Origin of the sequence: uncultured Methylibium sp. (genome assembly GCF_902826655.1) — a bacterium.
Taxonomy (GTDB): Bacteria; Pseudomonadota; Gammaproteobacteria; order Burkholderiales; family Burkholderiaceae_C; genus Methylibium.
In genome coordinates this window covers 59146-77109 of sequence record NZ_CADEFR010000017.1, presented here as the reverse complement: position 1 = coordinate 77109, position 17964 = coordinate 59146, and the positions used below count along the sequence as shown (strand labels likewise).

The following is a 17964-nucleotide window of genomic DNA, read 5'->3' as shown; positions in this document are numbered from 1 at the left end:
CGTCGGCGAAGTGGGTCTTCTGGGCCTTGGTCCAGCCGCCGAACACGTCGTCGATGCTGAACAGGTTCACCTTCGGGAAGTTCCTGGCGTACTTCGCCGCGACCTTCTCGTCGATCGGGCGATAGAAGTTGCGCGCGGCGATCTCCTGGCCCTCCGGCGTGTACAGGTAGTCGAGGTAGCCCTGGGCCACGGCGCGCGTGCCCTTCTTGTCGACCACCTTGTCGACCACCGCCACCGGCGGCTCGGCCAGGATGGAAAGCGGCGGGTAGACGATGTCGAACTTGTCGGCGCCGAACTCCTTGATCGACAGGTGCGCCTCGTTCTCCCAGGCCAGCAACACGTCGCCGATGCCGCGCTCTGCGAAGGTGACCGTCGAGCCGCGCGCACCGGAGTCGAGCACCGGCACGTTGGCGAAGAGCTTGCCGATGTAGTCGCGGGCCGTGGCGTCGCTGCCGCCGGGCTGCTTGAGCGCCCAGCCGTAGCCGGCCAGGTAACCCCAGCGCGCGCCGCCCGAGGTCTTGGGGTTGGCGGTGATGACCGACACGCCGGGCTTGACCAGGTCGCCCCAGTCCTTGATCCCCTTCGGATTGCCCTTGCGCACCAGGAAGATGTAGGTCGACGTGTACGGCGAACTGTTGTGCTTCAGGCGCTTCTGCCAATCCGCCGGCAGCAGCTTGGCGCGCTCGGCGATCTCGTCGATGTCGTAGGCCAGCGCCAGCGTCACCACGTCGGCATCGATGCCGTCGATGACCGAGCGGGCCTGCTTGCCCGAGCCGCCGTGCGACTGCTTGACCGAGACGGTGTCGCCGGTCTTGGCCTTCCAGAACTTGGCGAAGGCGGCGTTGTACTCCTGGTACAGCTCGCGCGTCGGGTCGTAGGACACGTTGAGCAGCGACACGTCCTTGGCGAAGGCGGAGCCGGCGGCCAGGGCGAGCGCGGAGGTGGCGATCAGGGTGCGGAACAGTCGGGGCGTCGAAGACATGGCGAAGTGGGGTCGTTGGAGCGCAAGGCTCGGATGGGGGAGATGCTAGAAAGCGTTCGTTCTTCGGCCAACGAATCAGAACGCCGATCGATATGCGGATTCCGAGCGATCGGCGGCGCCGGGCCGGCTCAGACCGCGAAGGACCACTCGGCCAGCTCGGCGTGGTCGGGCCGCCGCTCGGCGGCGAGCCGCGCGCCCATCGCCGTGACCCAGCGCCGCGCCAGCGGCAGCGGCCCGAAGCCCGACTCGGCGTTGATGTGGCCGGCCTCGCCCAGCGTCAGCCAGGCGCTGCCCCAGCGCTGCGCCCAGCGGCGCGTGCTGGCGACACTCATCCAGGGATCGTTGTCGCTGGCCACCACGGTGCTGGGCACCGGCAGGCGGCCGTCGGGCAGCAGGGCCGCGACCCCGAAGCGGTCTGGCTCGGCCGGCGCGACGAACAGCGCGGCCCGCACGCCCGATCCGGGATGCAGCAGCAGGTGCCGCGCCAGCGCGAGGCAGCCGAAGCTGTGCGCGACGGCGATCCACTCGCCGCCGTGGCGCTCGATCGTCGAGCCGACGCGCGAGGCCCAGCGGTCGAGCGCGGGATCGGTCCAGTCGCGCTGCTCGACGCGTCGCGCGTCGCGGTACTGCGCCTGCAGCCAGCTTTGCCAGTGCGCCGGGCCGCTGTCGTTCAGGCCCGGCACGATCAGCACGCGCGGCGCGCGATGTGGTGCGCTCACAAGGTCGCGATCGACACTTCGGTCGACTTGACCAGCGCGATCACCTCCTTGCCGACGGTGAGCTCGAGCTCGTGCACCGAGCGCGAGGTGATGACCGAGGTGACGATCAGTCCCGACGGCGTCTCGACGTCGATCTCGGAGACGACCGGCCCTTCGATGACTTCCTTGATGCGGCCGCGGAACTGGTTGCGGACATTGATGGCGGTGATGCTCATGCTGGAGGCTCCTGTTGAAGAACCTCCAGCCTAGAGGCGACGCCGCGGCGCGTGAACGAAGGAAAGCGCCTGAGCTTCTGCGCGAAGCGCGCGAGCCCGCGGCCGCCGCTTCAGCGCACGGTCTCGGCCGCCGCGCGCACCGCGGCGACCAGCGCCCGCGGCTGCTCGACCTTCATGCCGGGCAGCACCGCCTCGCGCGCGGCGTCCAGCGTGCGCGCCAGCGTGCTCGCGTGCGGCAGCACCGTGCCCAGGAAGCGCAGCTCGTCGCCGCGTGCCACCAGCAGGGTCGGAAAGTTCTCGATGTCCAGGTCGAAGGGCGCGAGCGCGTCGGCCTCGTCCTCGATGTCGAGCCACGCGAAGCGCAGGCCGGGGTGCTGGCGCGCCGCGGCCTCCAGCGTCGCGCGGTAGTCGCGGCAGCTGCCGCACCAGGCGGCACACAGGCAGGCCACGAGCCAGGAAGCGTCGTCGTGCATGCACGCAGTGTGCATCGGCGCGACTGGATGCACGCCGACCGATGAACCGATCACGAAGCGCCCGCTCACCCCGCGAACGCGGGGCGTGACGAATCGACACCGCGCCGTTGCAAGGGCGCAAGTGGCGACACACGGCGGCGCGCGGGCTTCACATTGGCGTCACGGACCGACGTTCGCTGTCGATCGGTTCTGACGAAACACCACCGACCCCTTTTCGACAGGAGCCCGCAGCATGAACCCGATCCGCAACGCCCCCGCTTCCACCATCGCCACCGTGCTGCTGACCGCGATGGTCGGCGTCGGTGTCTTCAATGCGCAGCCGACCGTCGTCGACGCGCCCGCGATGCAGGCCGTCGCCAGCATCTCGACCGACGCGACCTACCTGCCGGCGCAGTACGTCGAGCAGCAGCGCCGCGCCGCCGAGGCGCCGCTGCCGGCGCAGTTCTGAGGAAGCGCGGCGGTCCTCAGACCGCCCAGCGCAGCGCCGGCACGTCCCAGGACGGCGGCGACTGCGAAGGCAGGCCGGCGTCCGGCCGCTGCAGCACGCGGTCGAGGATGCGCTCCTCCAGCGCGGCGTAGGCCGCATCGCCGCGCGAGCGCGGCCGCGGCAGCGCGACGCGCTCGTCGAGCGCCAGCTCGCCGTCCTCGATCAGCAGCACGCGGTCGGCCAGCGCCACGGCCTCGCCGACGTCGTGCGTCACCAGCAGCGCGGTGAATCCGTGCTGCCGCCACAGGCGCTCGATCAGCTGCTGCATCTCGATGCGCGTCAGCGCGTCCAGCGCGCCCAGCGGTTCGTCCAGCAGCAGCAGGCGCGGCGTGTGCACCAGCGCGCGGGCCAGCGCCACGCGCTGGCGCTGGCCGCCGGACAGGATCGCCGGCCACTCATCCGCGCGCTCGGCCAGGCCGACCTGGGCCAGTGCCTCGAGGGCACGCTCGCGCGCGTCGGGTCCGCCGAGGCCGAGCGCCACGTTGTCGATCACGCGCTTCCAGGGCAGCAGGCGCGCGTCCTGGAACATCACGCGCAGGTCCTCGCGGCGGGTGTCGCCGCCGACGCCGTCGAGCGCGATCGCTCCCTCGCTCAGCCGCTCCAGCCCCGCCAGCAGGCGCAGCAGCGTGCTCTTGCCGCAGCCGCTGCGGCCGACGATCGCGACGAACTCGCCCGGTGCCACGCGCAGGTCGATGCCGCGCAGCACCTCGCGCGTGCCGAAGCGCTTGCCCACGCCGGCCAGCGCCAGCGCGGTGCCGCGCGGCGCACCGGGCGACGGCGCCAGCGCCACCGGCAGCACGGCCTCGCGCTGCAAGGGCGCGGTGTAGAACTCGGTCACGTCCAGTTCGAGCGTTTGCATGCTGAAGGTCCTCGACGTTCTCATGGGGCGGGCTGGTAGCCGGGGTGCCAGCGCAGGCCCCAGCGTTCGAGGGCACGGGCCAGCACGTCGGCCAGCTTGCCCAGCAGCGCGTACAGCAGGATGCCCACCAGCACCACGTCGGTCTGCAGGAACTCGCGCGCGTTCATCGTCATGTAGCCGATGCCGGCCTGGGCCGAGATGGTCTCGGCGACGATCAGCAGCACCCACATCAGGCCCAGCGCGAAGCGCAGGCCGACCAGGATGTTGGGCAGCGCGCCGGGCAGGATCACGTGGCGGTACAAGGACCAGCCGCTCAGGCCGTAGCTGCGCGCCATCTCGATCAGCGCCGGATCGACGGCGCGGATGCCGTGAAAGGTGTTGAGGTAGATCGGGAAGAACACACCCACCGCGACGAGGAAGAGCTTGGCCGTCTCGTCGATGCCGAACCACAGGATCACCAGCGGGATCAGCGCCAGCGCCGGGATGTTGCGCACCATCTGGAAGGTCGAGTCGAGCAGCGTCTCGGCGAAGCGGAAGCTGCCGGTCAGCAGGCCCAGCAGCAGCCCCAGCCCGCCGCCGATCGCCAGCCCGACGATGGCGCGCCAGGTGCTGGTGGCGACGTGCTGCCACATCTCGCCCGACACCGACAGCGCCCAGAAGGCCTTCAGCACCGCCCAGGGCTCGGGCAGGATGCGCGTGGACAGCCAGCCGGCCTGCGAGGCGAGCTGCCAGGTCGCGAGGATCGCCACGGGCAGGGCCCAGGGCAGCAGGCTGCGACTGCGGTGCAGCAGTTCAGAGCGCGAAGTGGAGTTCGAGGGCATGGTTCAGCTCGCGATGCCCGCCTTCGATCAGCTCGAGGCGATTGCCGAAGGGGTCTTCGATGTAGATGCGCTGCAGCGAGCGGCCGCCGCCGGGCTGCAGCAGCTCGCTCGGGCCGTCGACCGGCAGGCCGAGCGCGCGGAAGTGCGTGATGAGCTCCGGCACGCCTTCGACGGCCAGCGCCAGGTGCGCCTGCGGCGCGCTGCCGGCGTTGACGCCCTCCGCGAGATCCAGCCGCTGCGGGCCGAGGCGATAGCGCAGCGTGCCGGGCTTGTCGAGCGCCGGGTCGCGCACCTCGTGCAGGCCCAGCACCCCCTCGTAGAAGGCGCGGGCCTGCGGCAGGCTGCCCGCGGGTAGCGGCAGCTGCACGTGGTCGATGGCGTGGACCTTGATCGTCATGACGGACTCATCAGCTCGCCGCTTCCTTCAACGCGGGCTTCTGCTGTCCCGGCGGAACGATCCCCTCGGGCCGCTGCCCGGGCGGCACGATCCCGTTCGCGACGATCTCGCCGAAGGGTCCGCTCAGCACCGGCCGCGCATCGCGCCGGGTCTGCTGCACCGGCAGCAGCGGGAACAGCAGCTCGGCCACGCGATGCGCTTCCTCCAGGTGCGGATAGCCCGAGAGGATGAAGGTGTCCAGCCCGAGCGCCGCGTACTCCTGGATGCGATCGGCCACCTGCTGCGGGTTGCCGACCAGCGCGGTCCCCGCGCCGCCGCGCACCAGGCCCACGCCGGCCCACAGGTTGGGCGCGATCTCCAGGCCTTCGCGGATGTTGGCGCGGTTGAACCTGCCCTTGTTCAGCTCGGCCATGCGACGCTGGCCCACCGAGTCCATGCTCGCGAAGCGCGCCTGCGCGGCGGCCACGGTCGCGTCGTCCAGGTGCGACAGCAGTTCGCCGGCAGCGCGCCAGGCCTCGTCCTCGGTCTCGCGCACGATGACGTGCAGGCGGATGCCGAAGCCGAGCGTGCGACCGTGCTTCGCGGCACGGCGCTTCACGTCGGCCACCTTCTCGGCCACCGCGGCCGGCGGCTCGCCCCAGGTGAGGTAGGTGTCGAACTGCTGCGCCGCCAGCTCGTGCGCCTGCTCCGACGAGCCGCCGAAGTACAGCGGCGGGTAGGGCCGCTGCGGCCCGGGGTAGAGCAGCTTCGCGTCCTTGACCTGCAGGTGCCTGCCGTCGAAGTCGACGCCCTCGCCGTCGTGCGACTTGGCGAGGATCTCGCGCCAGATCGTCATGAACTCTTCGCTCTGCTCGTAGCGCGCGGCGTGGTCGAGGAACTGGCCGTCGCCGGCGAGCTCCTGCGCGTCGCCGCCCGTCACCAGGTTGATCAGCAGGCGGCCGCCCGAGAGCCGGTCGAAGGTGGCCGCCATGCGCGCGGCCAGCGAGGGCGTCACGAGCCCCGGCCGCAGCGCGACCAGGAACTTGAGGCGCCGCGTCACCTCGATCAGGCTGGCCGCGACGATCCACGGGTCCTCGCAGGAGCGGCCGGTGGGGATCAGCACGCCTTCGTAGCCCAGGCTGTCGGCGGCCACCGCGACCTGGCGGAAGTAGTCGAAGCTCGCCGCGCGCGCGCCCACGGCACTGCCGAGGTAGCGCGAGTCGCCGTGGGTGGGGATGAACCAGAGCAGTTTCATGGGCTGGCCTTCGCAGGGTTCGTGGATTGCTGGGCCAGCTTCGCCGCGGCCGGCTGCCAGACGATCTCGCTCACCCGCACGGGCCTGGGGATCAGGCCCAGCTCGAGGAAGGCGTCGGCCACGCGCTGCTGGTCGGCCACCAGCGCGGCCGGCAGCGGGCCGGTCGGCGACTTCGGCCGGCGCTCGATGAAGCGGTGCACGGTCGCGAGGCTCAGGCCGCTGAAGTCGGCAATCAGCTGCGCCGACTCCTTGCGGTGCGACTGCACATAGGCGTCGGCGCGGGTCAGCTCCTCGAAGATCGCCGCCAGCGCCTGCGGATGGTTCTGCGTGAACGCGGTCGACGCGAGGTAGAAGCTGTTGTTGCCCGACAGGCCCTCGCCGGTGGCCAGCACGCGCGGCTTCACGTCGATCTCGGTCGCGGCGTAGAACGGATCCCAGATCGCCCACGCATCGACCGCACCGCGCTCGAAGGCCGCGCGCGCGTCCGACGGCGGCAGGTAGATCGGCGTGATGTCGCTCCACGCCAGGCCCGCCTTCGCGACGGCGCGCACGGTGAGGTAGTGCGCGCTCGAGCCCTTCTGCAGCGCGATCTTCCTGCCCTTCAGGTCGGCCAGGCTGCGGATCGGCGAGTCCTCCTTGACGAGGATGGCCGAGCTGCGCGGCTTGGGCGGCTCGGCGCCGACATAGCGCAGGTCCTTGCCGGCGGCCTGCGCAAAGACCGGCGGCGAGTCGCCGGTCAGGCCGATCTCCAGGCTGCCGACGGCCAGCGCCTCCAGCAGCTGCGGGCCGGCCGGGAACTCGATCCACTGCACGCGGGTGGCGGGGAAGCGCTTCTCCAGCGCGCCCTGCTGCTTGAGGATCACCAGGTTCACGGCGCTCTTCTGGAAGCCAATCCTCAGGACCGGCAGCTGGGCTGGCGCATCGGATTGCGCCTTCGCCGTCGCAGCGGTCAGCGCTGCGAGCAGCGCCGTGACCAGCCAGAGCACGAGACGGTTCATGGTCGTCATGCCGGCCTCCCGCTCAGGGCTTCTGCGCGACGCGCAGCGTGCCCGGCAGCGCGTCGGCCACCTTCACCGGCTTCGGGATCAGCTTGAGCTCGTGGAAGGCGTCGGCGATCTTCTGCTGCTCGGCTGCGACCTCGGCCGAGATCGGCTTGACGCCGTAGGCGAAACGCCGCGCCGAGGCTTCGGTGATCTCGAAGCTCAGGCCGAGCTGCGGCGCCAGCAGGGTGGCCACGGCCTTGGCGTCCTTCGCGGCCCAGGCGTCCAGTTTCGCCAGCTCGTCGATGATCGCGGCCACGACCTCGGGCCGCTTGTCCGAGTAGCCCCGCGAGGCGAGGTAGAACTGGTGGTTGGACACCAGCCCCGTGCCGTCGGCCAGGATCCTGGCGCCGAGCTGCTGCTCGGCCGCGGCGAAGAACGGGTCCCAGATCACCCAGGCGTCGACCGCGCCGCGCTCGAAGGCGGCGCGCGCATCGGCCGGCGGCAGGAAGACGACATTGACGTCGGCGTACTTGACGCCGGCTTTCTCGAGCGCGCGCACCAGCAGGTAGTGCACGTTCGAGCCCTTGTTCAGCGCGACCTTCTTGCCCTTCAGCTCGGCCACGCTCTTGAGCGGCGAATCCTTGGGCACGAGGATCGCCTCGGCGGCGGGCGCCGGCGGCTGGTTGGCGACGTAGACGATGGGGGCGCCGGCGGCCTGCGCAAAGATCGGCGGCGCCTCGCCGACGGTGCCGAAGTCGATCGAGCCGACGTTCAGGCCCTCCAGCAGCTGCGGGCCGGCCGGGAACTCGACCCACTGCACCGCGATGCCCTGCGGCGCGAGGCGCTTCTCCAGGTCGCCCCGCGCCTTGAGGACGGTCAGCGTGCCGTACTTCTGGAAGCCGATGCGCAGCGGCTCCTTCGCAGCGCCCTGGGCCTGCGCCGAAGACGACAACGGCCAGGTGCCGAGCGCCGCGGTCGCCGCGGCGGCGCCGAAGCCTTGCAGCAGCCGACGGCGCCGCGACGAGGAAAAGGAGAACAAGCTCATGTCGGAACTCCGGATCGGGGGTGCCGCGCGAAGGCGGCACCGGTGGGAAGAAAAAGGCGGGGACGGCCGTTGAACCAGGCGCAAGAAAGACACGGAGACAAGCTGGGAGACCACCGCCTGCAACCGGCCCCGCGTGAAGCGAGACGGAAGGGATTCAGCTCAGCGAGGCCTGCTCAGGCCGGACATCGCGCCTCCGCGCGCGGCAGCGCCACCACCGTGCGTGCGGGCGCGCGCGCCGGCAGCGGATGCGCGACGCCGGGGCCGAGCAGGTCGCCCAGCGACCGGTCGAGCCGGAACTGCAGCTCGGCCACCGGCGCGTAGCCGTTGCCGTCGGGCGGCAGCTGCGCATCGGTCGCGTAGATCGCGTCGCGGATGTCGCGTGCGCCCAGCGCCGCGAGCACCGGCTTGAGCGCGTAGTCCAGCGCCAGCAGGTGCGCCGCGCTGCCGCCGGTGGCCAGCGGCACGACCGTCTTGCCGCGCAGCGCGTCCTGCGGCAGCAGGTCGAGGAAGGTCTTCAGCAGGCCGCTGTACGCGGCCTTGTAGATCGGCGTGGCGACCAGCACGAGGCGCGCCTGCTGCAGCGCGACCACGGCCGCGGCGATGTCGCGCTGGCCGGCGTCGCCGTGCAGCAGCGCGTCGGCCGGCAGCTCGCGCAAGGCCAGCCGTGTGACCGCGCGCTCGTCGTCCAGCGCCGCGGCAAGCCGCGCTTCGAGCTGGGCCAGCAGCGCGCCCGATCGCGAACGCGCCGACGGGCTGCCGAGCAGGCTGAGGATGGTGGACAAGCGCGACTCCTGCGTGTGGACAGGGCCGCACGATAGGGAGAGGCGCGCGTCGCGCCAACGAAGCAAATCAGGGGTCGATATCGGGGCGGCGCATAAGCCGGCGCCGGCGGATCCGGCGCGCCAGCAGCACCAGACCCAGCACGACGAGGGCGATCAGCGCGGGCAGGCCGACATCGAGCAGGCGCTCGGCGGCCTGCAGCTCGGCGGCGTCGGGCGTGCCGCGGCACCGCTGCAGCCACGCGAACGAGCCGGTGCACGGCAGCGACGCGAAGGCCGAGGCCGGCACACCGGCCGACCACCACACGGCGGCCAGCACCAGCAGCAGCGAGCCGAGCGCGGGCAGCACGTAGAGCACGGCCAGCAGCGCGGCCGCGGGCAGCAGCTTCGACGCCCCGAGGCTCACCATCAGGACGACGATGCCGATCAGGATCGCCAGGCCCAGGCGCCAGGACCGCACCAGCGAGGCCGCCAGCCCGCCGGCGATCAGGCCCCAGCCGGTGGCCGTCGCAGCGGCCGGCAGCTCCTTGGCGAGCAGCGATGCCGCGACGAGCGCGATGCCGGTGCCCAGCGCCGCGGCCTCGACGGCGACCGCCGTGCGGCTGCCCTGTGACAGGCGTCCCGCGAGCCAGTAGAAGACCGCGATCGGCCACTCGGTGATCTTGAGCAGGATGTTCAGGGCCTTCAGTCCGCTGCGGCTCGACGAGGCCGTGGCATGGACCACGGCGACGCTCTGCGCGACGGTGCGCGTGAAGTGATCGGTGCCGGCCTCCTTCGCCAGCGTGTCCGAGCCGAGCAGGCCCTCGTCCAGCAGCGACAGCGCGATGTCCGGCGCCCAGGCCGGGTCGGCAGCCATGCGGGCCACGCGCGCCCGCAGCTGCTCGCCGGCGTTCGAAGGCGCGGCCCCGATGGCTTCGTCCTGGTCGATCGCATCGGCGAGGCCCGGCAGCTCGTGCATCAGCACCTCGAGGTGCAGGCGCCGCGTCAGCGCCGCCGCGCAATGCTCGAGCGCCTGCGGCGCCACCGTGGACGGCCGCGCCAGCCAGGCGAGCTCCTCGACGATCAGCGGCCGGTCGCGGTCCCAGGCGGCGCGCAGCGTGGACCGCAGCGCCGCTTGCGCGCCGCCCACGGCCAGGCCTTCGAGAATCTGCAGCACGTAGTCGGAGGCCGTCAGGACCGCCTGGCTGCCGCGCGGCTGCACGCAGCGCTGACCGTAGAGCCGTTGCAGCCGGTCGGGGTTGAGCGCGATGCGCACCGCGCGGTCGATGCCGTCGAGGCGGCCGTACAGCCAGTCGTTGGCGCGCCAGGACCGCTTGTAGAACGCCGCGAAGTGCGCCAGGCCCATGCCGGCCAGCTTGCGCGCCGGTTCGCCCGGTCCGCCCCAGGGCGAGTGCTGGCGCGCGCTGATCTGCACCAGCTCGGCGCCGACGTTGATGCGGTGGTCGCGCGTGCCGGCGCCGACCTCGATCACCTCCAGCGCAAGGAGCCGCCAGGCGAGCACGTCGACCGGCGTGGGCGCATCGCCGGCGTTGTAGAAGTAGTCGTGGTACGCGGCCAGCTCGTTCAGCGCCGCCTCGACGTCGGCGCGCAGGGCGGCCTGCGGCAGCGCGGCGCGCGCGGCCAGGATGGCGCGGATCGGCCCGGCCAGTTCTGCCAGCCGGCCGCACAGCGTGCGCGCGTCGGCCAGGCGCTGCTCCGGGGTCGTCGTGCTGCCGGAGCGCAGCGCCTCGATCAGCGCGATCGCCAGCTCGGTCGGCTGCTCGCCGGCCGGCAGCGCGCGCCAGGCCTCGATCAGGCGCACGAAGGCCTCGCGGCCGCGTTCGCGCACCTCGGGGCTGCCTTCCTCGCGGCGCCCGCGCAGCTTGAGGTTGATCGCGTAGGTGTCCTGCCAGGCCCTGCGCAGCTCGCGGCTCCAGGTCCCGCCGCCCGGCTGGCGCTGCCGCGCCGCCGCGGGCGACGGCTCGCGGTCGATCTGCTCCCAGGACTCCGGCCGGAGCGCGGCGCCCGCGGGCAGCGCCGGCCCGGGCACCGCCTGCCCTTCGGCCTGCTGCCAGCGGCCCACCAGGTCGACCAGGCGCTGGGTCCGGCGCAGCACGTCGATGACGACGCCGGCCATGAACTCCAGCGTGTACTGGCCCCACTGCCAGGCGGCCCGGTCCCCTTCGAGCAGCGCTTCGTAGGGCGCGAACTGCGTGGGAATGATGCTGTCCCACAGCGCGGCGCGGTCGGCGGTGCGCAGCCACAGCGCGCGCAGCCACAGCCGCGTGGCGCGCCGCAGGCGCAAGGGCTGCTGGTCGCGCATCTCGGCCAGGCTGCGCTCCAGCTCGCCCAGCAGGTAGTCGATCGCGCCGTCGAGGCGTCGCTCGCGGTAGGACGCGAACAGCAGCCGCGCGGTCGACAGCACGTCGGCGCGCGGCGTCTTCGCCAGCAGGCCGGTGATGCGTTGCCAGCGGCGGCGCATGAAGTCGTTGTGCTCGCGGATGTCGGCGAGCTGGTCCGCGATCGACTGCGTGCCGGGAATGCCGACCGTGCTCTGGAAGGCGACGGCGGCGAGGGTCGGCACCGGCAGCCTGCCGTCGCGGTCCGGCTCGAGCGGTTCGACCGCGGCCTTGGGGTCGGGGACGATGTAGGCCAGCACGCGCCGCGCGTTGCCGTCGGCCGGCAGCTTGTTGATCCCTTCGAGCGCCGCGACGAAGGGCTTGTTGTCCAGGATGCCGCCGTCGAGCAGGTAGACGGGGTCGGTGATCGGGTGGCCGCCGCCGCGGGGGCGCAGCGGCGTGCCCTTGAACGGCGGCTTGCCGGGCTCGTAGAGCGAAGGCTCGAACGCCACCGGGAAGGACGCGCTGGCGCGGGCCGCCCGGGCCAGCTGGCTCACGATGTCGCTGCCGGGCCGGAAGGCGTCGACGAGGCCGTCGGGACGACGCTCGAACAGGAAGTGGGCGCGATGCACGGTGTCCTCGACCACGGCGCCGAAGTCGTCGAGCTGCGCGTGGCCGACGCCGTGCAGCAGCGTCGTCGTCAGCGACAGCACCATCGGCACGCTCGCGGCGTCGGCCACCGGACCCTTCGCGATGCCGGCCAGCGCCCGCTCGATGGCCGGCAGGAAGTAGTCGTCGCCGCGCAGCAGCGAGGACGGGTCGTCCTGGTCGGGGTCGCGCATCAGCTGCTCGAGGCCGCCGCGCACCAGCCAGACGTCGCGCAGTCCGTAGAGGCTGGCGTCGTGCACCTGCGCCAGCGCCAGCGCCGCGCCGTTGACGCCACCGGCGCTGGTGCCGCTGATGACGTCGATGCGGGCGCTGGTGCCGGTCAGCTCGAGCAGGCCCCGATAGACCGGATGGGTCTCGCGCACCAGGCGGTTGAGCTCGAAGGCGACGCCGCCCATCCACACGGCGAGGCTGACGCCGCCGTTCAGCACCAGGGCGAGTCGCAGCTCCTCGCTGCGCTCGTCGGCAGCCGGTGTGCCGGCGGTCTGGGTCATCGTGCTCCTCCCGCTCTCCCGCGAGCGCCCGCTGATTCTGGACGCGCCCTCAGCCGCCCAGCAAGCGCTGCAGGGCCGTCTCGTAGGTCAGGTACACCGGCGCGATCGTGGCGAGCTCCATGCACTCGTCGGCGGCGTGCAGGTTGCGCGCACGCACGCCGAAGCCGCACAAGGCCGGGATGCCGCGGGCCGCGAGGTAGTTGCCGATGTTCGAGGGTCCGGCCACCGCGCGGGGCAGGTCCTGGCCCAGCGTCTGGAGCGCGGCCTCGCGCATCGCGCGCAGCATCGGGTGCGCCTCGTCGACGCGATAGGGCGGCCAGCCGGGCTGCCAGTCGATGCGGCTGGCGAGCGCGGGCTCGTGGGCGCGGTCGAGCCGGTCGACGACGCCTTCGACCAGCGCGCGCGCCGCCGCGTCGTCGAAGCGCGGCGTGAGCCGCAGGTCGACCGTCAGCTCGCAGCGGTCGGGCACCTGGGTGTAGCCCTGGCCGCCGTGCAGGCTGGTGACGGTCAGCTGCGGCGGGCGGTCGAAGCCGCTGCCCGCGGGCGCGGCCTTCGGCAGCTTCGCGGCATGCAGGGCCTCGACCAGCCGCGCGGCGCGCAGCACCGCGTTGACGCCGCGCTGCGTGCTGCCGCCCGAGTGCGCGGCCACGCCGGGCACGACGATATGCGCGCGCAGGAAGCCGCGGCTGCCGACGATCAGCCGATCGATGCCGGGATAGCCGATCAGCACGCCGTCGGGCCGCGGCGCGGGTGCGGCCTCGAAGTAGCGGCGCGCGCCGGCGAAGCTGCCGCTGTGCTCCTCCAGGTCGAACAGCAGGCCCAGGCGGCCGGCACAGGCCTCGGGCCGTGCCGCGAACGCGGCGAAGAGGTGCGCGAAGATCGCGGCGCCGCCCTTCGAGTCGGCGGCGCCGCGGCCGTAGAGCCAGCCGCCCTGCACGCGCGCGCGGTCGGGCCGGTGCCGCCAGGTCGCGCGGTCGCCGAAGGCGGCCGTGTCGAGCGTCGCGTTCAGCAGGTAGAAGGGCCGCTTCGCACCGCGCGGCAAGGGCGCGCGGCCCACGACTTCGGCGTGCAGGCCGAGCGGCGTGCCGTCGGCGGCGCACAGGCGCCGGTGCGGCAGGCCGCGCTCGTCGAACCAGGCCTCGATGCGCGTCAGCACCGGGCCCAGCGGGTCCTCGCCGGCCCGGCTGGGCGTGTCCACCAGCGACCGCAGCAGCTTCGTGATCGAGGCGCTGGGCGGCGGCGAGCGGCGGGGCATGCGGCGATTATCGCGGCCGCCACGGCGCGAGGATCTTCAGGCCATCGCGCCGACGATCACCGAGGACGCCTTGAACAAGGCCGTCGCCTGGACGCCCGGCGCCAGGCCCAGCGCGGCGAGGCTGGCCTGGGTCACGATCGCGGCGATCGTGAGGCCGTGGCCCAGGTCGATCACCACCTCGGCATTCACCGCGCCCGGCGTGACCGCGCTCACCGTGCCGGTCAGCTGGTTGCGCGCCGACAGGCGTGCGCCCTCCAGGTCGGTGGCGACGATCACCGACGAGGCCTTGACCAGCGCGAAGGCCGTCGCACCCGGCTTCAGACCCAGAGACTCGGCGCTCTCGTGCGTGACGATCGCGACGATGCGCGCGCCGCCGGGCAGCGCCAGCTCGACCTCGTCGTTGACGGCGCCGGTCTTGCAGGCGCTGACCGTGCCCAGGAACTGGTTGCGGGCGCTGGTCTTCATGTTGAGGGTCCTGAGCAGGTTGAAGTCGTTCGCGACATCGATGGACTCGTCGCTCAGCAGCTGCACGAAACGCGCATGCACGGCCTCGATCTGCGCGTAGCGCTCCACCAGCTGCTGGCCGCGCGGCGTGAGCCGCGTCGAGCCGCCGCCGCGGCCGCCGGTGCTGCGTTCGAGCAGCGGCGCGCCGGCCAGGTTGTTCATCGTGTCGACCGCGTCCCACGCCGCCTTGTAGGACATGCCGTAGGCCTTGGCCGCCTGCGTGATCGAGCCGTGCTCGGCGATCGCGCGCAGCAGGCCGATGCGGCCCTTGCCGCCCAGGCTCTCGCCGCCGACCGTCATCCAGACGGCGCCGTGCAGCTCGATCGCGGGGCCCTTCTTCTTCCTCGGGCGGGTCGTCATGGCGCTTGCGTCGTGGGTGGCGCGATCAGGCGGCGACCGCGGCCGACCCTGCGAGCCGTCCGTCGCGCAGCTCCAGCACGGCATCGCCGAAGCGTCGCACGTCCTCGGGGTCGTGGGTGATCAGCAGCAGCGGGATCGCCAGCCGCGCCTGCAGGTCGGCCAGCTCGTCGCGCAGGCGCGCGCGCAGCGCGGGGTCGAGCGCGGCGAAGGGTTCGTCCAGCAGCAGCGCGCGCGGCTCGGCCACCAATGCGCGAGCCAGCGCCGTGCGCTGGCGCTGGCCGCCGGACAGCTGCTCGGGATAGTGGCGCGCCACCGGCGTCAACTCGAAGGCCGTGAGCCAGCGCTCGACCGCCTCGTCGCGCACCTCGCGCGAGGCATTGCGCCAGCCGCGGTGCAGGCCGAAGGCGATGTTCTGCACCACCGTCAGGTGCGGAAACAGCGCGTAGTCCTGGAAGACATAGGCCAGCTGCCGATCGCGCGCCGGCACGTCGACGCGCGCCGCCGCGTCGAACAGCGCCTGCCCGTTCAGCCGCACGTGACCGGCGTCGGGCCGCGTCAGGCCGGCGATGCACTTGAGCGTCTGGCTCTTGCCGGCACCCGACGGGCCGTAGATCACGAGCCGCGGCACGTCGCTCGCAAAGCTCAAGCGCAGGTCGAAGCGGCGCTTCGCGTGCTCGAAGCGGCGCTGGAGGTCGACGTCCCAGATGCTCATCGCGTGCTCCGCTTCAGGGTCTGACCGAGCGCGGTCGCAGCAGGCGTCCGGCCCCCAGCAGCACCGCCATGCAGGTGACCGAGGTCACCATCACCAGGAAGTTGGCGATGTCGTCCTGCCCGGCCTGGACCGCATCGTGCACGGCGATCGCCAGCGTCTGCGTCTTGCCCGGGATGCTGCCGGCGATCATCAGCGTCGCGCCGAACTCGCCGGTCGAGCGAGCGAAGGCCAGCATCAAACCGGCCAGGATGCCGCGCCAGGCGAGCGGCAGCGTGACGCGGAAGAACACCGCCGTCTCGCCCAGGCCGAGCACGCGCGCCGCCTGCTCCAGCTGCGGGTCGACCGCCTCGAAGGCCGCGCGAGCGGGCCGCACGACGAAGGGGAAGGCCACGATGGCCGCCGCGATCACGGCGCCCTGCCACGTGAAGATGAGGTTGATGCCGAACCAGGCGTCCAGCCATCGACCGATCGGCCCCTGGCGACCGATGAGCACCAGCAGGTAGTAACCCAGCACCGTCGGCGGCAACACCATCGGCAGCGTGGCGATGGCGTCCAGCACTTCGCGGCCGAAGAAGCGCTTGCGCGCCAGCAGGAAGGCCAGCGCCAGACCGAGCACGAGATCGATCGCCGTCGCCCAGAGCGCGACCTTGAGCGTCAGCGCCAGCGGGACCCATGCGCCCTCCATGCGTGTCCTAGGGCCGGCCGAAGCCGTACTTCGCCAGCACCGCCTGGCCCGCGGGCGACAGCACGAAGGCGACGAACTTCTGCGCCGCCGCGGCGTTGCTGCCGGCCGCCACCGGCGCGATCGGGTACAGGATCGGCGTCTCGGTCGGCACGGTGAGCGCCACCTTCACCTTGTCGGGCATCAGCGCGGCGTCGGTCGCGTAGACGAAGCCGGCGTCGACCTCGCCGCGCGCCACGTAGTCCAGCGCCTGGCGCACGTTGCTGGCGCCGATCATCCGGGGCTCGATCGCGGCCCACAGGCCCGCCTTCTGCAGCACGCCCTGCGTGTAGCGACCCACCGGCACGCTGGCCGGCAGGCCGATGGCGATGCGCGCATAGGCCGGCTGCGCCAGGTCGGTCACCGCCTTGGGGACCTTCTTCGCGTCGCTCGGCACCACCACCACCAGCGTGTTCGACACGAAGTTGCGCCGCTCCGTCGCCTGGACCAGCGACTGGGCCTGCGCCTGGTCCATCGTCTCCTGGTCGGCGCTGGCGAAGACATCGACCGGTGCGCCCTTGACGATCTGCTGCAGCAGCGCGCCCGAGGCGCCGAAGTTCAGCTGCAGCTTCGTGTCCGGGTTCTGGGCCTCGAACAGCGGCTGCAGCTCCCTGAAGGCATTGGTCAGGCTGGCGGCGGCCGACACGGTCAGGTCGGCGGCCAGCGCCTGCCCGGCCAGCAGCAGGCTGCCCAGGGCGACGGCAAGGCGGGAGAGCGAACGGCGCATGCGGGAACTCCATCCACGGGCCGGAGGGGGCGCAATAGTAGCTTGTATATAACGAAAGGATTGTCGTCCGGCGCCTCCGGGCCCACCATCGGGGCCCCGCCCCCCCGAGGAGCCACCGTGGACGCGACCCTGACCCGCCTGCTGACCGACAAGACCGACCCCGCGCGCAGCCGCATCGAGACCGGGCCGCTGGCGCCGGCCGCCGAGGGCGAGGCGCTGCTCGCGATCCGCCGCCTCGCGCTGACGACCAACAACATCACCTATGCCGCCTTCGGCGACGCGATGCGCTACTGGGACTTCTTTCCCACCGGCAGCGACGGCTGGGGGCAGATCCCGGCCTGGGGCTTCGCCGACGTGGTGGCGTCCGCGGTGCCGGGCGTCGACGTGGGCGAGCGCATCTACGGCTACTTCCCCATCGCCAGCCACCTGCGGGTGCAGCCGGTGCGCGTCGGCGAGCGCGGCTTCCTCGACGGCAGCGCGCACCGCGCCGAGCTGGCGTCGGCCTACAACCAGTACAGCCTTTGCCGCGCCGATCCGTCGTATGCCGAGGCCGACGAGGCCCTGGTCGCCCTGTTGCGGCCGCTCTACGTCACGGCTTTCTTCCTCGCCGACTTCCTGCAGGACAACGCCGCCTTCGGCGCGAAGCGGCTGCTGGTGTCCAGCGCGTCCAGCAAGACGGCCTACGGCAGCGCCCGCGGCCTGCACGGCCAGGCGGGGCTGCAACTGATCGGCCTGACCTCGGCGCGCCACCGCGGCTTCGTCGAAGGCCTGGGCTGCTACGACCGCGTGCTCGCCTACGACGAGCTCGAAGCCGCGCTGGCGCCCGACGCGCCGACGCTCTATCTCGACTTCTCGGGCGACGCGGCACTGCGCGCGCGCGTGCACCACCACCTGGGCGCGGCGCTCGTGTACGACTGCCACGTCGGCTCGGCGCAGACCACGGCCTTCGTTGCCGATGCCACGCTGCCGGGGCCCAGGCCGAAGTTCTACTTCGCTCCGGCGCAGATCAGGAAGCGCCACGCCGAGTGGGGTCCGGCCGCGGCCACCCAGCGCTACGGCGAGGCCGAGCGCGAGTTCTTCGCGCAGGTGCGCCGCGCCGACTGGCTGCGCGTGGCCGAGGAGCGCGGCTTCGACGCCGCGCAGCGCGTCATCGCCGGGCTGGCGGCCGGCCGCGTCGACCCGCAGGTCGGGCAGGTGATCGTGCTGTAGCCTC

The 17964-nt window shown here is 72.5% G+C and carries 19 protein-coding genes; 2 read left to right on the top strand and 17 right to left on the bottom strand.

Annotated elements, in window-relative coordinates; all coding sequences use genetic code 11:
• From QZV97_RS09590 to QZV97_RS09575, 4 genes are all read right to left on the bottom strand, one after another.
• Positions 1 to 982 (bottom strand): sulfate ABC transporter substrate-binding protein (locus QZV97_RS09590; protein ID WP_295641552.1); only part of this gene is annotated, 982 nt, incomplete at its 3' end.
• A 128-nt stretch (positions 983 to 1110) separates the two neighbouring features.
• Complete coding sequence (locus tag QZV97_RS09585) at positions 1111 to 1701, bottom strand: alpha/beta hydrolase (protein ID WP_295641551.1); 591 nt, start codon at positions 1699 to 1701, stop codon at positions 1111 to 1113.
• Entirely contained in the window at positions 1698 to 1916 is a 219-nt protein-coding gene (locus QZV97_RS09580; RefSeq protein WP_295641550.1) for a molybdopterin-binding protein, read from the bottom strand. Before QZV97_RS09580 ends, QZV97_RS09585 begins: the two co-directional genes overlap by 4 nt.
• A gap of 110 nt (positions 1917 to 2026) precedes the next feature.
• Complete coding sequence (locus QZV97_RS09575; protein ID WP_295641549.1) at positions 2027 to 2389, bottom strand: thioredoxin family protein; 363 nt, start codon at positions 2387 to 2389, stop codon at positions 2027 to 2029.
• A gap of 232 nt (positions 2390 to 2621) precedes the next feature.
• On the opposite strand from QZV97_RS09575, the gene QZV97_RS09570 reads away from it, so the two are divergent.
• Complete coding sequence (locus tag QZV97_RS09570; protein WP_295641548.1) at positions 2622 to 2837, top strand: hypothetical protein; 216 nt, start codon at positions 2622 to 2624, stop codon at positions 2835 to 2837.
• A 16-nt stretch (positions 2838 to 2853) separates the two neighbouring features.
• On the opposite strand, the gene QZV97_RS09565 is transcribed toward QZV97_RS09570, so the two are convergent.
• The 13 genes from QZV97_RS09565 to modA all read right to left on the bottom strand — a co-directional run bounded on the left by QZV97_RS09565 (position 2854) and on the right by modA (position 16751).
• Complete coding sequence (locus QZV97_RS09565; RefSeq protein WP_295641547.1) at positions 2854 to 3735, bottom strand: ATP-binding cassette domain-containing protein; 882 nt, start codon at positions 3733 to 3735, stop codon at positions 2854 to 2856.
• Positions 3736 to 3755: 20 nt separating this feature from the next.
• A complete protein-coding gene (ssuC, locus tag QZV97_RS09560; protein WP_295641546.1) occupies positions 3756 to 4556 on the bottom strand; it encodes an aliphatic sulfonate ABC transporter permease SsuC in 801 nt (266 codons plus the stop codon).
• Positions 4528 to 4953 carry a VOC family protein gene (locus QZV97_RS09555; RefSeq protein ID WP_295641545.1) on the bottom strand — a complete coding sequence of 142 codons (426 nt, stop codon included), beginning with the start codon at positions 4951 to 4953 and terminating at the stop codon, positions 4528 to 4530. The genes ssuC and QZV97_RS09555 overlap by 29 nt, the downstream gene beginning before the upstream one ends.
• A 10-nt stretch (positions 4954 to 4963) precedes the next feature.
• Entirely contained in the window at positions 4964 to 6187 is a 1224-nt protein-coding gene (gene ssuD, locus QZV97_RS09550; RefSeq protein WP_295641544.1) for an FMNH2-dependent alkanesulfonate monooxygenase, read from the bottom strand.
• Complete coding sequence (locus tag QZV97_RS09545) at positions 6184 to 7194, bottom strand: sulfonate ABC transporter substrate-binding protein (RefSeq protein WP_295641543.1); 1011 nt, start codon at positions 7192 to 7194, stop codon at positions 6184 to 6186. Before QZV97_RS09545 ends, ssuD begins: the two co-directional genes overlap by 4 nt.
• A 13-nt stretch (positions 7195 to 7207) precedes the next feature.
• Positions 7208 to 8215 (bottom strand): sulfonate ABC transporter substrate-binding protein, encoded by a 1008-nt coding sequence (locus QZV97_RS09540; protein ID WP_295641542.1) that lies wholly within the window; start codon positions 8213 to 8215, stop codon positions 7208 to 7210.
• A gap of 173 nt (positions 8216 to 8388) precedes the next feature.
• Entirely contained in the window at positions 8389 to 8997 is a 609-nt protein-coding gene (gene ssuE / locus QZV97_RS09535; RefSeq protein ID WP_295641541.1) for an NADPH-dependent FMN reductase, read from the bottom strand.
• A 67-nt stretch (positions 8998 to 9064) separates the two neighbouring features.
• On the bottom strand, positions 9065 to 12472 hold the full coding sequence (locus QZV97_RS09530; RefSeq protein WP_295641540.1) for a patatin-like protein: 3408 nt from the start codon (positions 12470 to 12472) through the stop codon (positions 9065 to 9067).
• Positions 12473 to 12521: 49 nt separating this feature from the next.
• Positions 12522 to 13727 carry a M20 family metallopeptidase gene (locus QZV97_RS09525; protein WP_295641539.1) on the bottom strand — a complete coding sequence of 402 codons (1206 nt, stop codon included), beginning with the start codon at positions 13725 to 13727 and terminating at the stop codon, positions 12522 to 12524.
• Between the two features lie 36 nt (positions 13728 to 13763).
• Positions 13764 to 14591, bottom strand: coding sequence for a TOBE domain-containing protein (locus QZV97_RS09520; RefSeq protein ID WP_295641538.1), 828 nt, complete (start codon positions 14589 to 14591; stop codon positions 13764 to 13766).
• 25 nt (positions 14592 to 14616) lie between these two features.
• Positions 14617 to 15303 (bottom strand): ATP-binding cassette domain-containing protein, encoded by a 687-nt coding sequence (locus QZV97_RS09515; protein ID WP_295641537.1) that lies wholly within the window; start codon positions 15301 to 15303, stop codon positions 14617 to 14619.
• 13 nt (positions 15304 to 15316) lie between these two features.
• A complete protein-coding gene (gene modB, locus QZV97_RS09510; protein ID WP_295641536.1) occupies positions 15317 to 15988 on the bottom strand; it encodes a molybdate ABC transporter permease subunit in 672 nt (223 codons plus the stop codon).
• A gap of 7 nt (positions 15989 to 15995) precedes the next feature.
• On the bottom strand, positions 15996 to 16751 hold the full coding sequence (gene modA / locus QZV97_RS09505; protein WP_295641535.1) for a molybdate ABC transporter substrate-binding protein: 756 nt from the start codon (positions 16749 to 16751) through the stop codon (positions 15996 to 15998).
• Between the two features lie 117 nt (positions 16752 to 16868).
• Here modA and QZV97_RS09500 point away from each other — a divergent pair, with 117 nt between their 5' ends.
• The gene (locus QZV97_RS09500) at positions 16869 to 17960 is read left to right on the top strand and encodes a DUF2855 family protein (protein WP_295641534.1); all 1092 of its coding nucleotides are present in this window, start codon (positions 16869 to 16871) and stop codon (positions 17958 to 17960) included.
• Positions 17961 to 17964 lie beyond the last annotated feature (4 nt).

Excerpts from the sequence above, each read along its gene's own strand:
- QZV97_RS09520 (WP_295641538.1), bottom strand. The coding sequence starts at position 14,591 with ATGACGACCCGCCCGAGGAAGAAGAAGGGCCCCGCGATCGAGCTGCAC.
- QZV97_RS09515 (WP_295641537.1), bottom strand. The coding sequence starts at position 15,303 with ATGAGCATCTGGGACGTCGACCTCCAGCGCCGCTTCGAGCACGCGAAG.
- QZV97_RS09525 (WP_295641539.1), bottom strand. The coding sequence starts at position 13,727 with ATGCCCCGCCGCTCGCCGCCGCCCAGCGCCTCGATCACGAAGCTGCTG.
- ssuD (WP_295641544.1), bottom strand. The coding sequence starts at position 6,187 with ATGAAACTGCTCTGGTTCATCCCCACCCACGGCGACTCGCGCTACCTC.
- QZV97_RS09530 (WP_295641540.1), bottom strand. The coding sequence starts at position 12,472 with ATGACCCAGACCGCCGGCACACCGGCTGCCGACGAGCGCAGCGAGGAG.
- modA (WP_295641535.1), bottom strand. The coding sequence starts at position 16,751 with ATGCGCCGTTCGCTCTCCCGCCTTGCCGTCGCCCTGGGCAGCCTGCTG.
- QZV97_RS09575 (WP_295641549.1), bottom strand. The coding sequence starts at position 2,389 with ATGCACGACGACGCTTCCTGGCTCGTGGCCTGCCTGTGTGCCGCCTGG.
- QZV97_RS09580 (WP_295641550.1), bottom strand. The coding sequence starts at position 1,916 with ATGAGCATCACCGCCATCAATGTCCGCAACCAGTTCCGCGGCCGCATC.
- QZV97_RS09555 (WP_295641545.1), bottom strand. The coding sequence starts at position 4,953 with ATGACGATCAAGGTCCACGCCATCGACCACGTGCAGCTGCCGCTACCC.
- QZV97_RS09545 (WP_295641543.1), bottom strand. The coding sequence starts at position 7,194 with ATGACGACCATGAACCGTCTCGTGCTCTGGCTGGTCACGGCGCTGCTC.
- QZV97_RS09540 (WP_295641542.1), bottom strand. The coding sequence starts at position 8,215 with ATGAGCTTGTTCTCCTTTTCCTCGTCGCGGCGCCGTCGGCTGCTGCAA.
- QZV97_RS09570 (WP_295641548.1), top strand. The coding sequence starts at position 2,622 with ATGAACCCGATCCGCAACGCCCCCGCTTCCACCATCGCCACCGTGCTG.
- modB (WP_295641536.1), bottom strand. The coding sequence starts at position 15,988 with ATGGAGGGCGCATGGGTCCCGCTGGCGCTGACGCTCAAGGTCGCGCTC.
- ssuC (WP_295641546.1), bottom strand. The coding sequence starts at position 4,556 with ATGCCCTCGAACTCCACTTCGCGCTCTGAACTGCTGCACCGCAGTCGC.
- QZV97_RS09565 (WP_295641547.1), bottom strand. The coding sequence starts at position 3,735 with ATGCAAACGCTCGAACTGGACGTGACCGAGTTCTACACCGCGCCCTTG.